Annotated in this window: 15 protein-coding genes; 9 read left to right on the top strand and 6 right to left on the bottom strand. The window is 63.2% G+C overall.

Features of this window, described 5'->3' with window-relative positions; genetic code table 11:
- Positions 1–11 precede the first annotated feature (11 nt).
- On the top strand, positions 12–926 hold the full coding sequence (locus tag C8K18_RS22485) for a 2OG-Fe(II) oxygenase (RefSeq protein WP_107709880.1): 915 nt from the start codon (positions 12–14) through the stop codon (positions 924–926).
- 39 nt (positions 927–965) lie between these two features.
- On the opposite strand, the gene C8K18_RS22480 is transcribed toward C8K18_RS22485, so the two are convergent.
- From C8K18_RS22480 to C8K18_RS22470, 3 genes are all read right to left on the bottom strand, one after another.
- The gene (locus C8K18_RS22480; protein WP_107709878.1) at positions 966–1,427 is read right to left on the bottom strand and encodes a GNAT family N-acetyltransferase; all 462 of its coding nucleotides are present in this window, start codon (positions 1,425–1,427) and stop codon (positions 966–968) included.
- 28 nt (positions 1,428–1,455) lie between these two features.
- Positions 1,456–2,910 (bottom strand): MFS transporter, encoded by a 1,455-nt coding sequence (locus C8K18_RS22475; RefSeq protein WP_107709875.1) that lies wholly within the window; start codon positions 2,908–2,910, stop codon positions 1,456–1,458.
- A 432-nt stretch (positions 2,911–3,342) separates the two neighbouring features.
- Complete coding sequence (locus C8K18_RS22470) at positions 3,343–4,224, bottom strand: oxaloacetate decarboxylase (protein ID WP_107709873.1); 882 nt, start codon at positions 4,222–4,224, stop codon at positions 3,343–3,345.
- A gap of 221 nt (positions 4,225–4,445) precedes the next feature.
- Here C8K18_RS22470 and prpR point away from each other — a divergent pair, with 221 nt between their 5' ends.
- The 3 genes from prpR to ahpF all read left to right on the top strand — a co-directional run bounded on the left by prpR (position 4,446) and on the right by ahpF (position 8,932).
- Positions 4,446–6,470: a propionate catabolism operon regulatory protein PrpR gene (prpR, locus tag C8K18_RS22465; protein ID WP_107709921.1), complete on the top strand. Its 2,025-nt coding sequence runs from the start codon at positions 4,446–4,448 to the stop codon at positions 6,468–6,470.
- 126 nt (positions 6,471–6,596) lie between these two features.
- Positions 6,597–7,160, top strand: coding sequence for an alkyl hydroperoxide reductase subunit C (gene ahpC, locus C8K18_RS22460; protein ID WP_006046984.1), 564 nt, complete (start codon positions 6,597–6,599; stop codon positions 7,158–7,160).
- Positions 7,161–7,339: 179 nt separating this feature from the next.
- Positions 7,340–8,932, top strand: a complete 1,593-nt coding sequence (ahpF, locus tag C8K18_RS22455) for an alkyl hydroperoxide reductase subunit F (RefSeq protein WP_107709871.1) — start codon at positions 7,340–7,342, stop codon at positions 8,930–8,932.
- Between the two features lie 169 nt (positions 8,933–9,101).
- On the opposite strand, the gene C8K18_RS22450 is transcribed toward ahpF, so the two are convergent.
- The gene (locus C8K18_RS22450) at positions 9,102–9,827 is read right to left on the bottom strand and encodes a pirin family protein (RefSeq protein WP_029970532.1); all 726 of its coding nucleotides are present in this window, start codon (positions 9,825–9,827) and stop codon (positions 9,102–9,104) included.
- A gap of 176 nt (positions 9,828–10,003) precedes the next feature.
- Between C8K18_RS22450 and C8K18_RS22445 the strand changes: the two genes are divergently transcribed.
- Positions 10,004–10,894: a LysR family transcriptional regulator gene (locus tag C8K18_RS22445; protein WP_107709869.1), complete on the top strand. Its 891-nt coding sequence runs from the start codon at positions 10,004–10,006 to the stop codon at positions 10,892–10,894.
- Positions 10,895–10,942: 48 nt separating this feature from the next.
- Here C8K18_RS22445 and C8K18_RS22440 read toward each other — a convergent pair whose 3' ends face one another.
- Entirely contained in the window at positions 10,943–11,959 is a 1,017-nt protein-coding gene (locus C8K18_RS22440; RefSeq protein ID WP_107709868.1) for a 1-aminocyclopropane-1-carboxylate deaminase, read from the bottom strand.
- 161 nt (positions 11,960–12,120) lie between these two features.
- On the opposite strand from C8K18_RS22440, the gene C8K18_RS22435 reads away from it, so the two are divergent.
- From C8K18_RS22435 to C8K18_RS22425, 3 genes are all read left to right on the top strand, one after another.
- Positions 12,121–12,636, top strand: a complete 516-nt coding sequence (locus tag C8K18_RS22435) for an Lrp/AsnC family transcriptional regulator (RefSeq protein WP_029970535.1) — start codon at positions 12,121–12,123, stop codon at positions 12,634–12,636.
- Positions 12,637–12,839: 203 nt separating this feature from the next.
- A complete protein-coding gene (gene msrA / locus C8K18_RS22430; RefSeq protein ID WP_107709866.1) occupies positions 12,840–13,583 on the top strand; it encodes a peptide-methionine (S)-S-oxide reductase MsrA in 744 nt (247 codons plus the stop codon).
- A gap of 398 nt (positions 13,584–13,981) precedes the next feature.
- Complete coding sequence (locus C8K18_RS22425) at positions 13,982–14,878, top strand: MipA/OmpV family protein (protein ID WP_107709864.1); 897 nt, start codon at positions 13,982–13,984, stop codon at positions 14,876–14,878.
- Positions 14,879–14,939: 61 nt separating this feature from the next.
- On the opposite strand, the gene treF is transcribed toward C8K18_RS22425, so the two are convergent.
- A complete protein-coding gene (gene treF / locus C8K18_RS22420) occupies positions 14,940–16,763 on the bottom strand; it encodes an alpha,alpha-trehalase TreF (RefSeq protein ID WP_107709863.1) in 1,824 nt (607 codons plus the stop codon).
- A gap of 247 nt (positions 16,764–17,010) precedes the next feature.
- Here treF and C8K18_RS22415 point away from each other — a divergent pair, with 247 nt between their 5' ends.
- Positions 17,011–20,619 (top strand): response regulator, encoded by a 3,609-nt coding sequence (locus tag C8K18_RS22415; RefSeq protein ID WP_006046994.1) that lies wholly within the window; start codon positions 17,011–17,013, stop codon positions 20,617–20,619.
- Positions 20,620–20,623: the final 4 nt, after the last annotated feature.

The raw sequence follows: 20,623 nt of genomic DNA, 5'->3' as shown, positions 1-20,623 counted from the left end.
CGGAGGCGCGTATGCCGGTAGTGGATGCCGCGTGGCAGGAATGGCTGCGCACGAATGCAGCGCGCGGCTGCACGATCGATTCGATGATCGACGCGATGGTCCAGACGGGTTTTGCCGCCGACGCAGCCGCACAAGCCGTGCGTGGCGCGTTCGACGCGTTCGGCGTGGCCGCGTCGGGTTCAGCGGCGTCGCCGGTAGCGGCGGGCGGGATTGAAGCCGCGCTGCCGCAAACGGCGCCGAGTGCGCCGGGCGGGCAGCGTACGCCCTATGCGTACGACGACGGGCCTGTCGCGCGCGGCAACACAATCCGCGCGTTCGACCGCGACGTGCAGGTGTTGATGCGCTGCGAGCGTCCGCAGGTGATCGTGTTCGCGAACGTGCTGTCGCCGGAAGAATGCAATGAAGTGATCGAGCGTTCGCGGCATCGGCTGAAACGCTCGACCATCGTCGATCCGGCGACCGGCCAGGAAGACGTGATCCGCAACCGCACCAGCGAGGGCATCTGGTATCAGCGCGGGGAAGACGCGTTCATCGAGCGGCTCGATCAGCGCATCGCGAGCCTGATGAACTGGCCGGTCGAAAACGGCGAGGGCTTGCAGATTCTCCACTATGGCCCAACCGGCGAATACCGGCCGCATTTCGACTATTTCCCGCCCGATCAGCCTGGCAGCACCGTGCATACGGCACGCGGCGGACAACGCGTGGCCACGCTCGTCATCTATCTGAACGATGTGCCGGACGGCGGCGAAACGATCTTTCCGGAAGCGGGTTTGTCGGTGGCCGCGAAGCAGGGCGGTGCAGTGTATTTCCGTTATATGAACGGCCAACGTCAACTCGATCCGCTGACCTTGCACGGCGGCGCGCCGGTGCGTGCCGGCGACAAGTGGATCATGACGAAGTGGATGCGCGAACGGGCGTATGTGTGATTGATTCGGGAGTTACCGAGGCACGTTGCCTTCGCTTGATCAGGCACTGCGGTAAACGTCCGGGTTATGCACTTCCATGAAAAGCTCGGGGTTCGACAAAGCGCTGAACCCATGGGGCCGATACACGTGATGCGCGTCCGTCGTCGCGAGCATGATTCTTCGCAGGCCCTGCAACGACTCGCTCGCGAACAGTTGCGTGAGCAACGCATGCGCATAACCTTTGCCGCGATACTCCGGCAGCACAAAAACGTCGCACAGGTACGCAAAAGTCGCGTGATCCGTGACGACGCGCGCGAACGCCACCTGTTTACTGCTCGGAGAGTCGCCAGAATCGTCGCCGAGATATCCGCCGAAACACAGCGACCCTGCAATCGCGCGTTCGAGCGTGTCGCGCGGCATGCCCTTCGCCCACGGCGTTTCCTGCGACAGAAACGCGTAGATCATCTCGACGTCGAGTTCGTTCTTGTCGCTTGAAATTCGCAGATCGGTGACGGTGCTCATGTAGTCTCCTGAACGCTCCAGAAATTTATCAGCCCTTCGCGGGATCTCCCGTTCCACGCGAACCGCCGCCGATGCTCTGGCCGGCATCGCGCGCAAGACCCATGTAGCCGATCACGGACAGCAACGTCAACACGCCGGCGAGTAGAAACGCGAGGCGGAAATCGTCGAGCGTGAAGACGAGGCCTGCGGTCTCATGGCCCGTGGTCTCGCCATTGAAAAACGCGGCTGCGCGCAGCGACACTGCGCCGAATGCGATGCCGAGCCCGATCGTCATTTGCGCCGCCGCGCTCCACAGCGTGCTGGCCGCGCTCATTTGCGGCTGCGCGACGTCGGCGTAGGCGAGCGTTGCGAGCGTCGAAAACTGCATCGAGCGCGCGACGCCATACACGAACACCACGATCAGCACGAGCGCGAGCGGCACCTCGGGCGTCAGCAATCCGCACGCGATGATGAAGATGCCGGCCACCGTTACGTCGACGATCGACACCATGCGAAAGCCGAAGCGCTGCAGAATGCGCGTGGTCAACGCCTTCATGCCGAGATTGCCGAGCGCGCTCGCAAGCAGCAGCAGGCCCGACTTGAACGCCGACAAGCCGAAGCCGACCTGGAACAGCAGCGGCATCAGATAAGGCACGGCGCCAATGCCGATGCGCGTGAAGGAGCCCGTCACGACGGTCACGGAAAAGGTCGGGATCTTCAGCGTGGACACGTCGATCAGCGGATGCGGATGTCGCTTCGCATGCTGGAACGCGACGACGCCGACCAGCAAACCGGCGACGATGATCGCCCCGGCAATCCACGGGTTCTCGGCCGGCTGGCTCGCCAGTTCCGCGCCGTACAGGATTGCCGTGAGCGCGGTGCCGCTCAGCAGCAGGCCGACCAGGTCGAGTGGTTTGCGTTCGCTGCCGCGCAGGTTCGGCACCATCGCGAGCGCGACGGCCATCGCCGCGAGACCGAACGGTACGTTGAGCAGGAAAATCCAGCGCCACGACGCGTAGGTCGTGATGAAACCGCCTATCGGCGGACCGACGACCGGCGCGGCGATAGCGGGCCAGGTGATCGTCGAAATGGCCTGCATCATGCGGCTTTTTTCGGTGCTGCGAACCACGATGAGCCGGCCGACCGGCACCATCATCGCGCCGCCGATGCCTTGCAGCAGACGCGCGGCGGTGAATTCGGCGACGTTCTGCGACAGTCCGCACAGCACCGAGGCCACGGTGAACACGCCGATCGCGCTGAAGAACACGGTGCGCGAGCCGCAGCGGTCGGCAATCCAGCCGCTCGCCGGAATGAAGATGGCGAGCGCCAGCATGTAGGCCGTCATGCCGAGGCTGACGCTGTTAGGGCCGACGCCGAACGAGTGCGCCATCTGCGGCAACGCGGTCGCGATGACCGTGGTGTCGAGGTACTCCATGAAAAACGTGGCTGCGACGATGTACGGCAGCCAGCCGACGTGCTTGTGCGGCGCGCTCGCTGCGCTCATTGGAAGGCTCCGGGCAGCGTGGGCATGGATGCTTCGTCAGGCGTGCGGCGAATGGGGGGCGCCGGGGACGCTATGCGCGATGTGATGGGCTTCATTTTTCTGACTACCTTTCGCTGGCGAATACGTGTTTTGCGGGCGTTTGCGCGCGTTTGCTCCGTCCGGTGCGAGGCGGACTCGCGGCGGCCGCCTCGGGTTGCTCGGCTGGCGGTTGTGCAGCAGGGCGGGCGCGATTTCGCCGGTCCCGCTGACGTCGCTTCGCGCGGCTTTGCACGCCGGCCCTGAATCGTAGCGCAATCGAGCCTGGCGCATCAGCACGATGCGCATGCTTGCGGCGATGGCGCGCGAGGGGAGCGCCGAACGCCGAGCATGCGAGCACCCAGCAGCCCGCGTGCCGCCCTCCACGCTACGTGAATACGTTTCGACGCGCTCCGCTCAATCCTTCGCGGCATACTCCCGATCCAGCCGGTCATACAACGGCTTGTTCACGAGACGCTGGCGCTCGCTGAACGGCGCGACCAGCGTCGCGTCCTCGTCGAGGCGGCCATTCGTTTGCAGGCTGCCGAGCGCGCGCTGCATGCCGAGCACCGCGCCTTGCAGCGCCGCGTTCGCGTACAGCACGATGCCGTAGCCGAGCTTGCCGAGCGCCTCGCGCGACTGCACCGGCGTCTTGCCGCCGATCACGATGTTGATCAACTGCGGCGCGTCGAACAGCGACGGCAGCCGCTCGATGTCCGCGAGCGATTCGGTCGCCTCGATGAAGAGAATGTCCGCGCCCGCCTCGATGAAGCGATGACCGCGCTCGATCGCATCCTCGATACCGTGGACGGCCGCCGCGTCGGTGCGCGCCATGATCTGCAGATTGCCGTCCTCGCGGGCATCGACGGCCGCGCGGATCTTGCCGGCCATTTCGCTCGCGCCGATCACTTCCTTGCCCGCAAAGTGCCCGCATTTCTTCGGCATGATCTGGTCTTCGAACTGGATCACGTCGGCGCCGCTGCGCTCGAGCACGCGCACGGTCTGGCGCACGTTCAGCGCGTTGCCGAAGCCGGTGTCCGCGTCGACGATCAGCGGCAGCGCGACGGCGTCGCGAATCCGCGCCGTGTGCTCGGCGACTTCGGCGAGTCCGATAAAGCCGAGATCGGGCAGGCCGAGCGACATGTTGGTGACGCCCGCGCCGGTGATGTAGATGGCCTCGAAGCCGGCGTCCTCGATCACGCGGGCGCTCATCGCATTGAAGGCGCCGGGCACGAGCAGGCCTTGGCGTTGGTTGACCTTGGCGCGGAAGGCGGCGCGGCGCGTGGCGGAAGTGGTCATGAGAGGTGTCTCCGGAAAGGTCTGAAGTGTGTTGAGGTGACTCGGGAAATGCAGGATGCATGCCATTGACGGCGGGCCACAGGTTTTCCACGCAGAATCAAGCGCTTGCACGTGAGACCAGCTCACGCAGCGTTTCATGGCAAAATGGCTGGGCGTTTCATGAAACGTTTCGCGGAACGCTCATAATCCCGCCTTTTGGCCGCAGCAATCGGAGCATCCCGTTGTCCACGTTCACGCCGACTTTCGTCAACGCCGACCCGGGCCGGCCCGGCATCGCCCTCGTCAGTATTAGCCGCCTGCAGTCGCTTTGCGAGACTATCGCGCCGCGCTACGCCGGCCGCGCCCGATTTTTCTCGATCCGCGAAGGCTATGGCGCCGCGGTCACAGCGCTCCAGGCGCACGTCGATGCCGGTTCCGTCGATGTCGTGCTCGCCGCCGGCTCGAACGGCGCCTATCTGCGCGAGCACCTCAGCGTGCCGGTGGTCATGGTCAAGGTCAACGGCTTCGACGTGCTGAGCGCGATCACCCGCGCCACCGCCGCGCGGCCGGGCGCGCCGATCGGCCTTGTGCTGCACGAAACCATCTCGCACGAACTCGCCGATCTCGGCGGCTGGCTGAACGTTCGTCTGACGCAGCGCGCCTACCGTTCGGTCGATGAGGTGCGGACCGCCGTCAACGATCTGGCCGCCGAGGGCTGCCGCGTCATCATCGGTCCCGGCATGGCTTGCGATCTGGCGCAGCAGGCGGGTCTGGACAGCGTGTTCCTGTACTCGCTCGGCGCGGTCGAGGAAGCCTTCGAGCGTTCGGTCGAGCTCGCGCGCGTGAGCCGGCAGAAGGAATCGAAACGCGTGCGCCTGAACACGATCGTCGCGCATCTGCGCGACGGCGTGGCCGCTTTCGACGACGCCGGCCAGCTTGAGGCCGTCAATCCCGCGATGCTCGATCTGCTCGGCCTGACCGGCGACCGCCACCGCGCTAACAACCACGGCCGCGATGTGCCCGCCGAACTCGCCCGCACGCTCGGCCCCTGGCTGCGCGAAGCAGCGGAACGCGGCGACGCCGCCGACGAGCGCATCGAGCAGATCGGCGAACGTTCGCTGATCGTCAATTGCGTCCCGATTCTCGAGCAGGGCGCGCGTTCCGGCTCCGTGGTCACGGTGCAGGACGCGCTCGTCGCGCAGCGGATCGACCGGTCGCTGCGCACGAGCCAGCGGCCGAAGCATCTGGTCGCGCGGCATCGGCTGGACGATCTGGTCGGCGAATCCGCGGCGCTCGAACGCGTGCGGCGGCTCGCGCGCGCAGGCGCGGCGCACGACGCGACCGTCCTGCTGACCGGCGAGAGCGGCACCGGCAAGGAGCTGGTCGCGCAGGGCATCCACAACGCGAGCCGGCGGCGCGGCAATCCGTTCGTCGCGTTCAATTGCGCGGCGCTGCCGGAAGGCTTGATCGAAAGCGAACTGTTCGGCCACGAGGAGGGGGCGTTCACCGGCGCGCGGCGCGGCGGCAAGCCGGGGCTGTTCGAGATCGCCCACACGGGGACCATTTTCCTCGACGAAATCGGCGAGATGCCCGCCGCGCTGCAAAGCCGGCTGCTGCGCGTGCTGCAGGAACGCGAGGTGATGAAGCTCGGCTCGGGCCGCGCGACGCCCATCGACGTGCGGGTGATCGCCGCCACGCATCGCGATCTGCATGCGCTCGTCGAGCGGGGCGCGTTTCGCGCGGACCTGTATTTTCGTCTGAATCTGCTTCAGATAGAATTGCCGCCGCTGCGCGAGCGGCGCGCCGATGTCGTTCCGCTCGCCCGGCACTTGTTAAGCCGCGGGGCGCGCCAATATGGGTTGTCGGAGGCGTCGATCGGGCGGGTGCTGCAGTTTCTGGCGCCGCTGTTCGAGCGCTACGCGTGGCCGGGCAATGTGCGCGAACTGGAAAATCTGTTGACGCGCGCGGCCATTTATCTCGGCGACGCGGCCGGCGATCTCGACCGTGACATCGGCCCCGATCTGCTGGCGCTTTTCCCGGAATTCGACCGGATGCAGCGCGAAAACGGCAAAGATGCGCTTCGTATTGCTCCCAACGCGCACGCCGCCGACGCCGCCAGCGCTCCAGCGGCGCCCCGGATCACCCCGACCCGCGACGACGTCGCGAAGGCGCTCGAGCAGTGCGGCGGCAATCGCGCGGCGGCAAGCCGGGCCTTGGGCATAGGCCGCACCACACTCTGGCGGCTGCTCAAAGCCGACGACGCATGATAGCCCGAAGCCCCGGAGTAGATAGAATCAATCTATCGGAAGAATTAAAACAATCCACTTTACCTATTAAGCGTGGTCTGACATACTGACTCCACTTTCCAACCACTCAGAAAGAGGACTCAGCAAATGCCGATCATCAATAGTCAAGTCAAACCGTTCAAGGCACAGGCTTATCACAACGGCGAATTCGTGACCGTCACTGAAGAAAGCCTGAAGGGCAAGTGGTCGGTTTTCGTTTTCTATCCGGCCGACTTCACGTTTGTTTGCCCGACCGAACTGGGTGACCTGGCCGATCGCTACGCCGATTTCCAGAAGCTCGGCGTTGAAATCTACAGCGTGTCGACCGATACGCACTTCACGCACAAGGCCTGGCACGACACGTCGGACACGATCCAGAAGATCAAGTACCCGATGATCGCCGACCCGACCCTGGCAATTTCGCGCAACTTCGACGTGCTGATCGAAGAAGAAGGTCTGGCTCTGCGCGGCACCTTCGTGATCAACCCGGAAGGCGAGATCAAGCTGTGCGAAGTGCACGACAACGGCATCGGCCGTGACGCAGGCGAACTGCTGCGCAAGGTGCAGGCTGCGCAATACATCGCGGCGCATCCGGGTGAAGTCTGCCCCGCCAAGTGGACGCCGGGCGCAGAAACGCTCACGCCGTCGCTCGACCTGATCGGCAAGATCTAAGGTCTCGCAGCTTCCAAAGCTGCGCATAGCCTCAAAGCTTCAGGCAGTCGCGCCCACGCGGCGCATCACCGTGCGAATCGCTTCATGCAGCGGTTCGCGCGTCCCCGGGCCGCACGCGTTTTACACGAATGCGTGCGGCGCCGGGAATCCAACACCCACCGTCACGGAATCGAATAGCCATGCTTGATGCCAATCTCAAGACTCAGTTGAAAACGTACCTCGAAAAGGTTAGTAACCCTATCGAGATCGTCGCGTCGCTCGACGACAGCGCGAAATCGCAAGAGCTGCTGGCATTGCTGAACGATATCGCGACGTTGTCGGAACGCGTTACCGTCATCGAACGCCGCGGCGACAGCGAACGCAAGCCGTCGTTCTCGATCGGCGAGCCGGGCAAGGACATCGGCATCCGTTTCGCGGGCATTCCGATGGGGCATGAATTCACGTCGCTCGTGCTTGCGTTGCTGCAGGTCGGCGGCCATCCGGTCAAGCTCGACGACGCGGTGATCGAACAGATCCGCAGTCTCGACGGCGACTATCAATTCGAAACGTATTTCTCGCTGTCATGCCAGAACTGCCCGGAAGTCGTGCAGGCGCTGAACGTGATGGCGTTGATCAACCCGCGCATTCGCCACGTGGCGATCGACGGCGCGCTGTTCCAGAACGAAGTCGAAGCACGCCAGATCATGGCTGTGCCGACCATGTTCCTGAATGGCGAAGTGTTCGGCCAGGGCCGCAGCGGCGTGAAGGAAATCCTCGCGAAGCTCGACACGAATGCCGGCGCGCGTGCCGCGAAGGCACTGGAAAACAAGCCGGTGTTCGACACGCTGATCGTCGGCGGCGGGCCGGCTGGCGCGGCTGCGGCGATCTATTCGGCGCGCAAGGGCATCGCGACGGGCGTCGTCGCGGAACGCTTCGGCGGCCAGGTGCTCGATACGCTCGCGATCGAAAACTTCGTGTCCGTCACCGAGACCGAAGGACCGAAGTTCGCCACCGCGCTCGAGCAGCACGTCAAGACGTATGAAGTCGACATCATGGACGTGCAGCGCGCCGACGCGCTGATTCCCGGCCGCATCAACGAAGTGCGTCTCGCGAATGGCGCGGTGCTGAAGGCCAGAACGATCATTCTCGCGACGGGCGCGCGCTGGCGCGAAATCAACGTGCCGGGCGAGCGCGAGTACCGCAATCACGGCGTCGCGTACTGCCCGCACTGCGATGGCCCGCTCTTCAAGGGCAAGCGTGTCGCGGTGATCGGCGGCGGCAACTCGGGCGTGGAAGCGGCCATCGACCTCGCGGGCATCGTGCGCGAAGTGACGCTGTTCGAATTCGGTGCAACCTTGCGTGCCGATGAAGTGCTGCAACGCAAGCTGCGCAGCCTCGCCAACGTGACCATCGTCACCCAGGCGCAGACCACGGAAATCACCGGCGACGGCAAGAAGGTCAATGGTCTCGTCTACAAGGATCTGCGTTCGGGCGAAGTGAAGAAGGTTGAGCTGGAAGGCGTGTTCGTGCAGATCGGTCTCGTGCCGAACACCGAATGGCTGAAGGGCACGGTCGAGTTGTCGAAGCACGGCGAGATCGTCGTCGATGCACGCGGCGCGACGTCGGTGCCGGGCGTGTTCGCAGCCGGCGACGTGACCACGGTGCCGTTCAAGCAGATCGTGATTGCGGTCGGTGAGGGCGCGAAGGCATCGCTCAGCGCGTTCGATCATCTGATCCGCAACAGCGAGGAAACGGAAGCGGTTAGCGAGGTGGAAGCCGAAGCGACGGTTTGATAATCGCGCCTGGCAAGCAAGTAGTGAATGACGGCGGCCCGCGGGCCGCCGTTTTTATTGCATCTGCGCTGAACACGTAAAAACACGCGGGAAAACAGGCGCAAAAAAGCCGCCCGGCGCAAACCGGGCGGCTCTCAGCGACGCAAGCGAGTATCGCGCGTCAGACCGCTTAGGCCCACAACGCCGACGTCTCGATGTCGCGCAGATCGAACACCAGCACTTCGGCGTCGCGGCCTTGCGTGAAGCTCAGCGCTTCCTCGCCGCGCACGCGCACGCCGTCGCCTTCGCCGAGTTCCACGCCGTTCACCGTCACGCTGCCGCGCGCGACGTGCACATAGGCGTAGCGGTTGCTCGCGAGTTCGAGCCGCGCCGTTTCGTCGCCGTTGAACAGGCCGGCATACACGCGAGCGTCCTGTTGCAACACCAGCGAACCGTCCGCACCGTCCGGTGACATAACGAGGCGCAGCACGCCGCGCTTGTCGTCCTCGCTGAAATGCTGTTGCTGATAGCGCGGCGCGGTGCCCTTTTGCGCCGGTGCGATCCAGATTTGCAGGAAGTGCACCGGGTCCGTCTTCGAATGGTTGTATTCGCTGTGCGCCACGCCGGTTCCCGCGCTCATCAACTGGATGTCGCCGGGCACGATCACCGAACCGGTGCCCATCGTGTCCTTATGTTCGAGCGCGCCTTCGAGCACGTACGAGAAAATCTCCATATCGCGATGCGGGTGCTTGCCGAAACCCTGGGCCGGCGCGACGCGGTCGTCGTTGATCACGAGCAGGTCGGAGAAGCCGTTTTGCTTCGGATCGTGATAGTGCGCGAACGAAAAGGTGTGACGCGAACTGAGCCAGCCGTGCTCCGCGCGGCCGCGTTGATTGGCATGTCTGATTTCAAGCATCTCTTTCTCCTGTGAGCCGACGCTTTGGCGTCGTGATCGTCGTCCATGCAACTTTCGTTGCGGGCGATCGGGACTGATGTGTTGTCCGCGATCCATGAACAGGAGTGTAGGTCAACTCTTGAGGCTATAATCGGCCGTTAATCGGAAACACCGTCTCGTTCTAGTGGACAATAGCCATGCAACTGGATGACATGCGGATTTTCGTCGCGACTGTCGACGCGCATAACTTCACCGCCGCTGCGAAACGCCTGTCGCTGTCGAAGCAGTTTGTCAGCCGCCGCGTAATGGCGCTCGAAGAAGCGCTCGGCGTGCCGCTGCTCGTGCGCAACACGCGCAAACTGGCTGTCACCGAGTTGGGCCAGGAATTTTATGAGCGGGCCAAACGCATTCTCGGCGAGGTCGAGGACGCCGAGCAGGCCATGTCGCTGCGGCGCGCGGGGCCGCGCGGCCTGCTGCGGGTGAGTGCGCCGATGTCGTTCGGCATGATGCATTTGTCGCCGCTCGTCGCCGACTTTCTGCGCGAGCATCGCGACGTGCGTTTCGATATGGAGTTGAGCGACCGTACCGTCGATGTGGTCGGCGAGGGCTTCGACATGGCGGTGCGGATCGGCGTGTTGCCGGACTCGACGCTGATTGCGCAGAAATTATTCGATGTGAATCTCGTCGCGTGTTGCAGTCCGCGCTATCTGCGCCGTCGCGGGACACCGGCCGCGCCCGCCGACCTCGCGCGCCATTCATGCCTGCTATACGGGCACGGCGGTGTCGTGGCGTGGGAGTTCGCCCTGGATGGCGCGTTGAAAAGCTTCGAAGTGCAGGGGCCGCTGCGCGCGAACAACGGCGATCTGATTCGCGATGCGGCCGTGGCCGGCCTCGGAATAGTTCGGCTTCCTGATTTCATCGTCGCCGACGCATTGCGAAGCGGTGAGCTCGTCACCGTGCTCGACGAATTTCTGCCGAGCCCGACGGGCGTGTATGCGGTCTATCCGCAACATCGGCAGAGTTCGTTGACGATTCGCGCTTTCGTCGACTTTCTGCGCAAGCATTTGAAGAAGCGCCTGACGGCGTGAACGCCAGGCGCGGCATTACTCAATATTCAATCGACACTCAGGCGTCACTCAGCCGTCGCGGAAAATAAAGCTGTAGCCATTCAACGCGGGCACGCCGCCAAGGTGCGCATACAGCACGCGCGAGCCTTCCGGAAACTCGCCGTTGCGCACCATGTCGATCATGCCGTGCATCGACTTGCCCTCATACACAGGATCGGTCAGCACACCTTCGAGGCGCGCGCACAAACGGATTGCCTCCAGCGTGCCGGCGTTCGGCAAGCCGTATTCCGGGCCGCCGAAGCGCTCGTCGAGCACCACGTCCTGAGCGGTGATGTCACGCGCGAGGCCCACTTTCTCCGCTGTTTGACGAGCGATTCTCGTGATCTGCTCGCGCGTCTGCGTGGGCTTGGCCGATGCGTCGATGCCGATGACGCGCTCGGCGCGGCCGTCGGCGGCGAAGCCCACCACCATGCCGGCCTGCGTGCTGCCCGTCACCGAACAAACGACGATATAGTCGAACCGAAAACCAAGCTCCGCTTCCTGCTCACGAACTTCTTCCGCGAACCCGACAAAGCCGAGACCGCCGAGCGGATGGTCCGAGCAGCCGGCCGGAATCGCATACGGCTTGCCACCGGCGGCGCGCACGCTTTCGAGCGCATCTTCCCAGCTTTTGCGAAAGCCTATGTCGAAGCCGTCGGGCACGAGACGCACGTCGGCGCCGAGTATGCGCGACATCTGGATATTGCCGACACGGTCGTACACCGCATCCGAATAGTTGACCCAGTTCTCTTGCACCAGCACGCACTTCATGCCGAGATGCGCGGCAACCGCGGCGACCTGGCGTGTCTGATTCGACTGAATGCCGCCGATCGACACGAGCGTGTCGCAGCCTTGCGCAAGCGCCTCGGGAATCAGGTACTCGAGCTTGCGCGTCTTGTTGCCGCCAAACGCAAAGCCGCTGTTGCAGTCCTCGCGCTTCGCATAGAGATGCACTTTGCCGCCCAGATGATCGCTCAGGCGCTTGAGCGGCTGGATGGGCGTCGGCCCGAAAGTGAGCGGGTAGCGGGGGAAGCGTTGCAGGTTCATGGCATCTCCGTGATCGATGGGTCCGGCGCGGGCAAGCGGTTGCCGCGTTCAGCACATGGTAGGAAAAATGCCGGGAAATGAGCTTGCGAAGAAAATGCGTCAGGCGTAACTTTGGGACCGACGATGCCGCTTCCGTTTAATTTTATTTCGCCGTAAAGCCAATGAACAAAACGAAAGTTCGCGCTGCTTCAGCCGCGCCCGCCGCCGGCGACTCGCTGCAATCGCTTGACCGCATCGACCGGGCGATCTTGCGCCAGTTGCAAACGGATGCGTCCATCTCGAACGTCGCGCTGGCGGCAAAAGTAAAGCTGAGCGCGCCGGCCTGCTTGCGGCGCGTCGAACGTCTAAAGGAATCTGGCCTGATTCGCGGCGTGGTCGCGTTGATCGACCCGAAGTCCGCGGGCGCGGGCATGCTCGTGATCATCGGCGTGGTGCTCGATCGCTCCACGCCCGAATCGTTTGCCAACTTCGAGAAGGCCGCGCAGAAAGTGCCGGGCTGCATGGAGTGCCATGTCGTGACCGGCGAATTCGATTACTTCATGACCATCCGCACGCGCGACAGCGACAGCTTCAATCGCCTGCATGCCGAGCAGTTGCTCTATTTGCCCGGCGTGCGGCAGATCCGCTCGTTCATGGTGCTCAAGGAGATTCTGTCGACCACCCGTTTTCCGCTTTGACGTCGTCTGTAACGGTTCGCGTTCGCCGGCGTGAAGCGAAAAACACGCGCATGCTATTGGAGGTTGTCATTAATGCGGCGCTCGCGCGACTAATACTCGGGGCCATTCGAGCCACGCGAAACGCGCCGGGCCGCGTGAACCGCGCGTGAACCGAAAGGTATCGCCGTTATGCAGGTGCAATGAGGACAGACAGGACAGACATCATGAACATCGACAAACGTATCGACACCAAGCGCTCCCGCTCGCGCGTGGCAAGAATTTCCGTTGGCATCGGCTTCGGCGCGCTCGCGTTGTTGCTCGCGCAACGCATGGCGCTTTCGTCGGAAAACGCGGTGCCGATCGCGCCGCCTGCGCTTGACGAGCCCGTCTCCGCCGCGTCGGCGCATGAAGAAACCGCCGTCTTCGCGGGCGGCTGCTTCTGGGGTGTGCAGGGCGTATTCCAGCATGTGCACGGCGTGAAGCAGGCGGTGTCCGGCTATTCGGGCGGCCAGCGCGACACGGCGCATTACGAAACGGTGAGCGGCGGCGCGACCGGCCACGCTGAATCGGTGCAAGTCGCGTTCGATCCCGCGCAAGTCACCTACGGCCAGTTATTGCAGGTGTACTTCTCGGTGATTCACGACCCGACGCAATTGAATCGCCAGGGCCCGGACAGCGGCACGCAATACCGGTCGGCGGTGTTCCCATTGAACGATACGCAGCGGCGAGTCGCGCAGAGCTATATCGCGCAACTCGAGAAAGCGCACACATTCACGGCACCCATCGTGACAAAGGTGGAACCGTTCAAGGGCTTTTATCCAGCCGAGTTCTATCACCAGAACTACCTGACGCAACATCCGAACTCGGGGTACATTGCGCTTTACGATTTGCCGAAGGTCGCCAGTTTGAAGCGTCTTTTCCCCAATCTGTACAGTGACAAACCCGTGCTTGTTCAGGCTGCGCAATGAGGCGCGCGGCGTCGTCCGGTCATGGGCCTAACGAGCCTTGAATCGGCTTTAGAAAAAAGCGCTGCCCGTGCAGCGCTTTTTTATTGGCTTCTCTCGCGGTGAAGAGAGGCGGCTGGAGGCGCGCCTCCACGTCGTAGGCCCGCATCTTGCACTAGCAGGTCCGTCGGCAAAACTTTCGCTCTGTCTGTTCCGACGAATACCGCAGCAGTAAGCCTTGTGCATTGCGGTAGACGGACCTGGCGCAGTAACCGGTTTTGCCGTGCAACGCATCCTGTTGCTGAAAAACTTACATGTTCGCGAGTAGCAACGCGGCGGTCGCCCGAGTTCATCGCCCGACGCGCTGGGCTTGGAGCGAGCAAACGTAACCCTCTTCGCGATACGCGAGATTGGAGGCATTGGTGTTGAACAGCCGTAGAAAGCGGATCAACGAGGTCCGCAATAAACAAACAGGCATCGCGGCAATTTGCTGGGTAGCCGTCGCCATCGGCGGCGTTGCTGCTCTTCCGGGGACGGCGTTCGCGCAAACGCCTTCGCCATTGGGCGAATGGCAGTACTCGGTGGGCATTCCGCTGCAAAAGATGTGGCAGCCGACGATCCCCGACTGGCAATTGCGCGTTGGCGCTGCAGCGTCGTTTCAGCCGCGCTACGAAGGCTCGGACCGCTATCACCTGATGGCCGGCCCGAGCATCGACGTGCGCTATAAAGACCTGTTCTTCTTATCGAGCGGCGAAGGTTTCGGGGTCAACTTCGCGCAAGGCCCGAACTGGCGCGCGAGCCTCGCAGCGGTCTACGACCTGGGCCGCCGCGCACACGACGATCCGCAGGAACTGAACGGTCTGGGCAATATCAATGCCGCGCCGGGGCTCAAGCTGTCCGGCGAATACGTCATATCCAAAGACTTTCCGCTGGTCTTGCGCGCGGACGTGCGCCGCTATTTCGGCGGATCGAATGGATGGATCGGCGATCTCGGCGCATATATGCCGATGCCCGGCAGCACGAAGAAATTCTTCTGGTTCGCCGGCCCGAACGTCACGCTCGCGGACTCGACTTATATGAATAGCTGGTTCGGCGTGAATCAGCAACAGGCGGCGCATTCGCAGTTTCGGCAGTATCACGCGAGTGCGGGCTTCAAGTCGGTGGGCTTCGGTATCAGCGCTGTGTGGCTGTTCGACAAGCACTGGTTCGCTACCGCCGACGGCGCGTTCCAGCAACTCGTCGGCAGTGCGGGGAATAGTCCGGTCACGCATCGCAAGGGCAATGGCGTTGCGGACATATCGATCAACTACCGGTTTTGAGTGACGCACAAACGTGCAAGCGACAGGAAGCGTAACCGGACCGGTTACGCAACCAGCGCGGTTACGGATTCACGTGCGGCGCCGCTTGCAGCCGATGCGTGTTTTTCGACGCTGCAGCGGCGGATGCCGCCGCTTCCGATACGCCTGCGGGACCGGCTGCAATATCGCTCGGACGCGAACTGCCGACCGCCTGCGGATAGAGCGCGAGCAACGCGCGCAATACGCCGTTGGTCCAGCCGAATCCATCCTGCAACGGATATTCGCCGCCACCCGCGGACACGCCGGGCGAGGCCGCTTCCACATCGTATTTTTCGACGAGTTTTCCAGTGTGCTGAAAGTAAGAGACGTTGGTCTTGATCCAGCGCGTCGCGACGGTTTGCGCGAGCGCGGGTTCGCTGTAACGGCGCAGGCCGATCACCGCGAGATATTGCAGAGGCGCCCAGCCGTTTGGCGCATCCCATTGCTGACCGCTCGCGACCAGTGTAGTAGCGAGGCCGCCGGGGCGCAGCAACTGGCGCTGCACGGTCGCTGCGACGGCCTTCGCCTGCTGCCGGCTCGCGACGCCCGCATAAAGCGGATACACCGTGGCCGCGGTCAGCCTGTGCGTGAGCGTGCGATGCACGAAGTCGTAGTCGCCGAACGCCTGCAATTGCGGGTCCCACAGCACGCGTCGAATGGTGTCGGCGCGGCTCGCGGCGCGCTGCGCCATGTTCTCCGCATGCGTGACGTCGCCGCGCATCCGGTACGCCTTCGCAAGCGCGCGTTCGAGATCGACCAGCAGGCAGTTCAGATCGACGGGCACAAGCGAAGTGACATCGACGGTAGCGAGCGTCTTGCCGTCGGCGAACCAGCGCGAGCTGAAGTCCCAGCCCGTTTCGCCGCCCGCGCGCAGATTGCGCCACAGGTCCTCCGCGTTGCGTTGCGGCGTTTGCTGCGACGTGGCGACGTCTTCGCGATACGACTCGTCGCGTGGCGCTGCGCGCTCGTCCCAGTAACGGTTGAGCAGCGTGCCGTCCGCGAGGCGCACGACATGGCGGTTCGCATGGCCGGCGGCGAGGCCCTCGCTGCCGTTCATCCAGTAGGCGTATTCGCGTTGCAGCTCGGGCAGGTATTGGGCGTAGACAGCGTCGCCGTCCTTCTCGGCCACGAGCCGCACCATCTGCGCGAAGAAAGGCGGTTGCGAGCGGCTCAGATAGTAAGTGCGGTTGCCGTTTGGAATATGGCCGTATCGATTGATCAGGGTTGCGAAATTTTTCAGTTCGTCGACGACCCACGCATGCCGGCCGCTTGCCTCAAGACCGAGCATGATGAAGTACGAGTCCCAGTAATAGATTTCGTCGAAGCGGTCGCCCGGCACGATGTACGCATCGGGCAGCGGCAGCAGCGACGACCAGCGGCTTGCAGTCGAGTCCGGCTCGCGGCGTAATACCGGCCAGAGCGTATCGATGTGGCTCACCACGTCCTCGTTCGGATTGGACACGTAGCTTTTCGATGCTCTTGCAGGCAGCGTGAAATTGCGCTTCACGAAGTCGCCGAGATTGAAGCCGGGCTGCTGCCGCGTGCTCGCGTAGTCGGCGGCGATCTGCTCTGGGGGCGCGAGCGGCACCATATCGGCGAACGTCTTGCTGTCCGGAAAGAGGTGAGCGAGCTGGACGTCGCGATAAAGCTCGGGATATTGCCCGGAAGGCGGGACGGGCACAACCGGCGATGCCTGCGACGGCGGCTCGACGTGCAGCGCGACGCGCGTGATGCCGTTCGCCGTGTGGGCAACGTCGGCAGTAGAAGCAGCAAAAGCAGCAGTCGCGAAAGACGCATGCAGCACGAACGCCGCAACGAGCGCGCTGCGCAAACGAAGGCGGTTGGAAGCGAAGGCTTTATCGGTCATCGGCTGAGCCAGGAGAAGGAACGCATGAATGAATAAGCGGGCATTGTTCGCATCATTGACCGCGGCCGGTCCAGCAAAGTTGCGTGCTTCTTGCGGTCTTCACGAAGTAAGTCAGAGCGCGCTCACGCACGCAAAAAACGAGACCCGTCCTGTATGATTAAGCGTTTGCATAGCCACGCATGAATCTCGCCGGAGCCCTGAAAAATATTCCGGATCGCAATGATCCGCCTTGCCGAATATAGAAAAAATGACCGCATCCCAGGCTGTCGACGAACACTACTTTCGCGGCATCATTCGCCGCAACATCGCGTTGCCCTTGCTAGTCGGACTGATCACGATAGCCGTGTTCGTCGGGCTCATTGCGTACCTTGTTTCCACCACGAGTCTGGCCGAGCATTCGGAGCGCGTGATTGGCAAGGCGAACCAGATGCTGCGTCTCGCAGTAGACCGCGAATCGTCGATGCGCGGTTTTCTCATCACCGGCGACGAGCATTTTCTCGCGCAATACGAAAACGGCGGACCGCAGTTCAAGGCGCAAATGGACGAATTGCAGGCACTCGTCGCCGACAACCCGCCGCAAGTCGAAAAGCTCAAACAGGTCGCCGCGATTCAGGAGCGCTGGAACCGCGTGGCCGAAGACATGATCGATGCACGGCGCAGAATGCGCGACGTCGCGAGCATTGTGGCGAGCGGCCGCGGCAAGATGGAATTCGACGAGATACGTAAAGAGTTCGACGACTTTCTCGCCGTCGAATTGCGCCTGCGCCAGGAGCGCAGCGAAGCGTCGCGGCGCGTCACTGGAATACTGGTGAGCGTCTTCCTGCTCTTCAGCATCGGCGTGAACGGTCTGCTTGCGTGGCTGGGCCGCCGTGAACTGCTGAACCTCGCCGGCATCTACGACAAGGCTTTGCGCCAGCAGGAGGAGCAGACGGAAGTACTGGAAAAACAGGTGTGGTTGCGCTCGGGGCAGCGCCTGCTTGCCGAGCGAGTAGTGGGCCAGGCCACGCCGCAACTCGTCGGCCGCGCGATGCTCGATTGCCTCGCGCAATACCTGGATGCGGCGGTCGGCGCGCTCTACGTGCGCGACAAGCGGCAAGGCACGCTGCGCCGCATCGCAACTTACGGCTTTAGCCGCGAAAGCGAGCAGGCGAGCGCGCGCGACCTGGGCGAAGCCGACACGCTGATCGGCGAGGCAGCGCTCTCGCGTCGCATCGTCGTGTTGCATGAGGTGCCCGAGAACTACATACAGGTCGTCTCGGGAACCGGAAAAAGCGCGCCGAAGAATCTCATCATCGCGCCGGTTGCGAGCGAGGGCGAGGTCAACGGCGTGGTCGAATTGGGCTTTATTCGGCCACTCGCGCCGCGTGACCAGGAGTTTATCGAAGTCGTCAGCAACAGCATGGGCGACTTCATCGAGGCCGCGCTTTATCGCGAGCGCTTGCAGGATGCGCTAATCGAAACGCAACAGTTGAACGAAGAGTTGCAGGTTCAGCAGGAAGAACTGCGCGTATCGAATGAAGGCCTTGAAGAGCGCGGCCGCGCGCTGCTCGAATCGCAAACGCGTCTCGAAGCGCAACAAGCGGAACTCGAACAGACCAACGTGCAACTCGAGGAATACGCGAACCGGCTCGAGCGGCAGAAAGCGGACCTGCTACGCGCACAGGACGATCTTGCGGCAAACGCGGAGCGTCTCGAACAGTCGAGCCGCTACAAGTCCGAGTTCCTCGCGAACATGTCGCATGAACTGCGCACGCCGCTAAACAGTTCGCTGATTCTTGCCAAGCTGCTGCAACAGAACCGCACCGGTAATCTGACCGAAGAGCAGGTGCGTTACGCGGAAACGATCCACGCATCGAATAGCGACTTGCTGGTGTTGATCAACGACATCCTCGATCTTTCGAAAGTGGAGGCCGGACAGGTGAACGTCGAACTGGAGACGGTTTCCATAGACGCAACGCTGCAATCGCTCGAAGAACTCTTCAAGCCATTGGCGGGCGCGAAGCACCTGAGTCTCGTATTCGACCGCTTGCCGGGCGTGCCGGATACGATGGTCAGCGACGGCCAGCGTGTCACGCAGATCCTGCGCAATCTGCTGTCGAATGCGGTCAAGTTCACGGCGCATGGCGAGGTCGCGCTGTCGGTCGCGCCGGCGGACGACGACATGCTGCGTATCGACGTGCGCGATTCCGGCATCGGCATTCCCGCCGACAAGCTCGAGATGATTTTCGAAGCGTTCCAGCAGGCCGATGGATCGACGAGTCGCCAGTACGGCGGCAGCGGCCTCGGCCTGTCTATTTCGCGTGAATTCGCGCGCTTGCTGGGCGGCCGCATCACCGTTGCAAGCGAAGTGGGCAAGGGCAGCGTGTTCACGTTGTGGCTGCCGCTCGATGGCCGCGCGGCGCTCACTGCGGGCAACGAGAGCGCGCTCGCGGACTCGTCGGTGCCAACGCTCGCGAGTGTGCCCACCACGAACGGCAACGCGCAAGACGCGCTGCTCGCGCGTGCAGCGTGGAGCGACGCAGCGCCCGCGGTGATCTCGCCCGCTAACGGATTGATGCCGGCAATGTCTGCGAATGGGGCCAATGGTGCAGGCGCCAGCGCCGCGCACGTCAGCGCACCAGAAGGCGGCGTGGCGTCCATCGCTTCCATCGCCGACGACCGCGACAACCGCACGCGCACGGGCCGTCTGATCGTCGCGATCGAAGACGATCTCGCGTTTGCTGAAATCCTGCGCGATCTCGTGCACGAACTCGACTTCGACTTCGTGCATGCGAGCAACGCGGCAAGCGGCCTCGCGCTCGTGCGCGACATGCGCCCCGCCGCGGTGCTGCTCGACGTGGGCTTGCCGGACCGTTCGGGACTGACCGTGCTCGAATGGCTGAAGAACGATCCGCTGACGCGCCATATTCCGATTCATATCGTGTCCGCGACCGACCACGCGGACAAGGCGCTGCATCTCGGCGCAATCGGCTATACGCTCAAGCCGACCGCGCGCTCGACGATGGAAGCCGCGATTCGCCGCCTCGAAGCACGCTTGCAGCAGCAACTGAAACGCGTACTGGTGATCGAAGACGATGCGCCGATGCGCGAAAGCATCCGCGCGCTGCTGCAAAGCGAGAACACCGAGATCGTTGCCGCTGCAACGTTGTCCGAGGCGCTGCAGTATCTCGAGAAGTCGTCGTTCGACTGCGTGGTGACCGACCTCGCGCTGCCGGACGGCACCGGCTACGATTTGCTGGAACGCCTCGCGGCAAACGCCGAACATGCCGCGCTGCCGGTGATCGTCTACACGGGGCGCATGCTGTCGGACGAAGAAGAGCACCGTCTGCGCCGCTACTCGAAATCCATCATCATCAAGGGTGCGAAGTCGCCCGAGCGCCTGCTCGACGAAGTCACGCTGTTCCTGCACAGCGTGGAGTCGTCGCTTGCGCCCGAGCAGCAGCGCATGCTGCGCACGGTGCGGCAGCGCGACAATGCATTCGAAGGGCGCACGATCCTGCTTGCCGAAGACGACGTGCGGAATATCTTTGCGCTTTCGCATGTGATCGAGCCGCTCGGCGCGAAGCTGCAAATCGCGCGCAATGGCCGCGAAGCACTCGAAGCGTTGGAAAACGGCCCTGAAGCAGACCTGATCCTGATGGACATCATGATGCCCGAGATGGACGGCTTGACCGCGATGGGCGAGATACGGCGCAATCCGCGTTTCGCGCATCTGCCGATCATTGCGCTGACGGCGAAGGCCATGGCGAACGATCGTCTGCGTTGCCTCGAAGCCGGCGCGGACGACTACGTGTCCAAGCCGATCGACGTGGACAAGCTCGTCGCGCTGTGCCGCGTGTGGCTGCGCCAGCGCTAGCCGC

It is taken from the genome of Paraburkholderia sp. GV068, from assembly GCF_003058125.1.
Classification (GTDB): domain Bacteria; phylum Pseudomonadota; class Gammaproteobacteria; order Burkholderiales; family Burkholderiaceae; genus Paraburkholderia; species Paraburkholderia graminis.
This window is presented reverse-complemented; position numbering and strand designations above follow the sequence as displayed.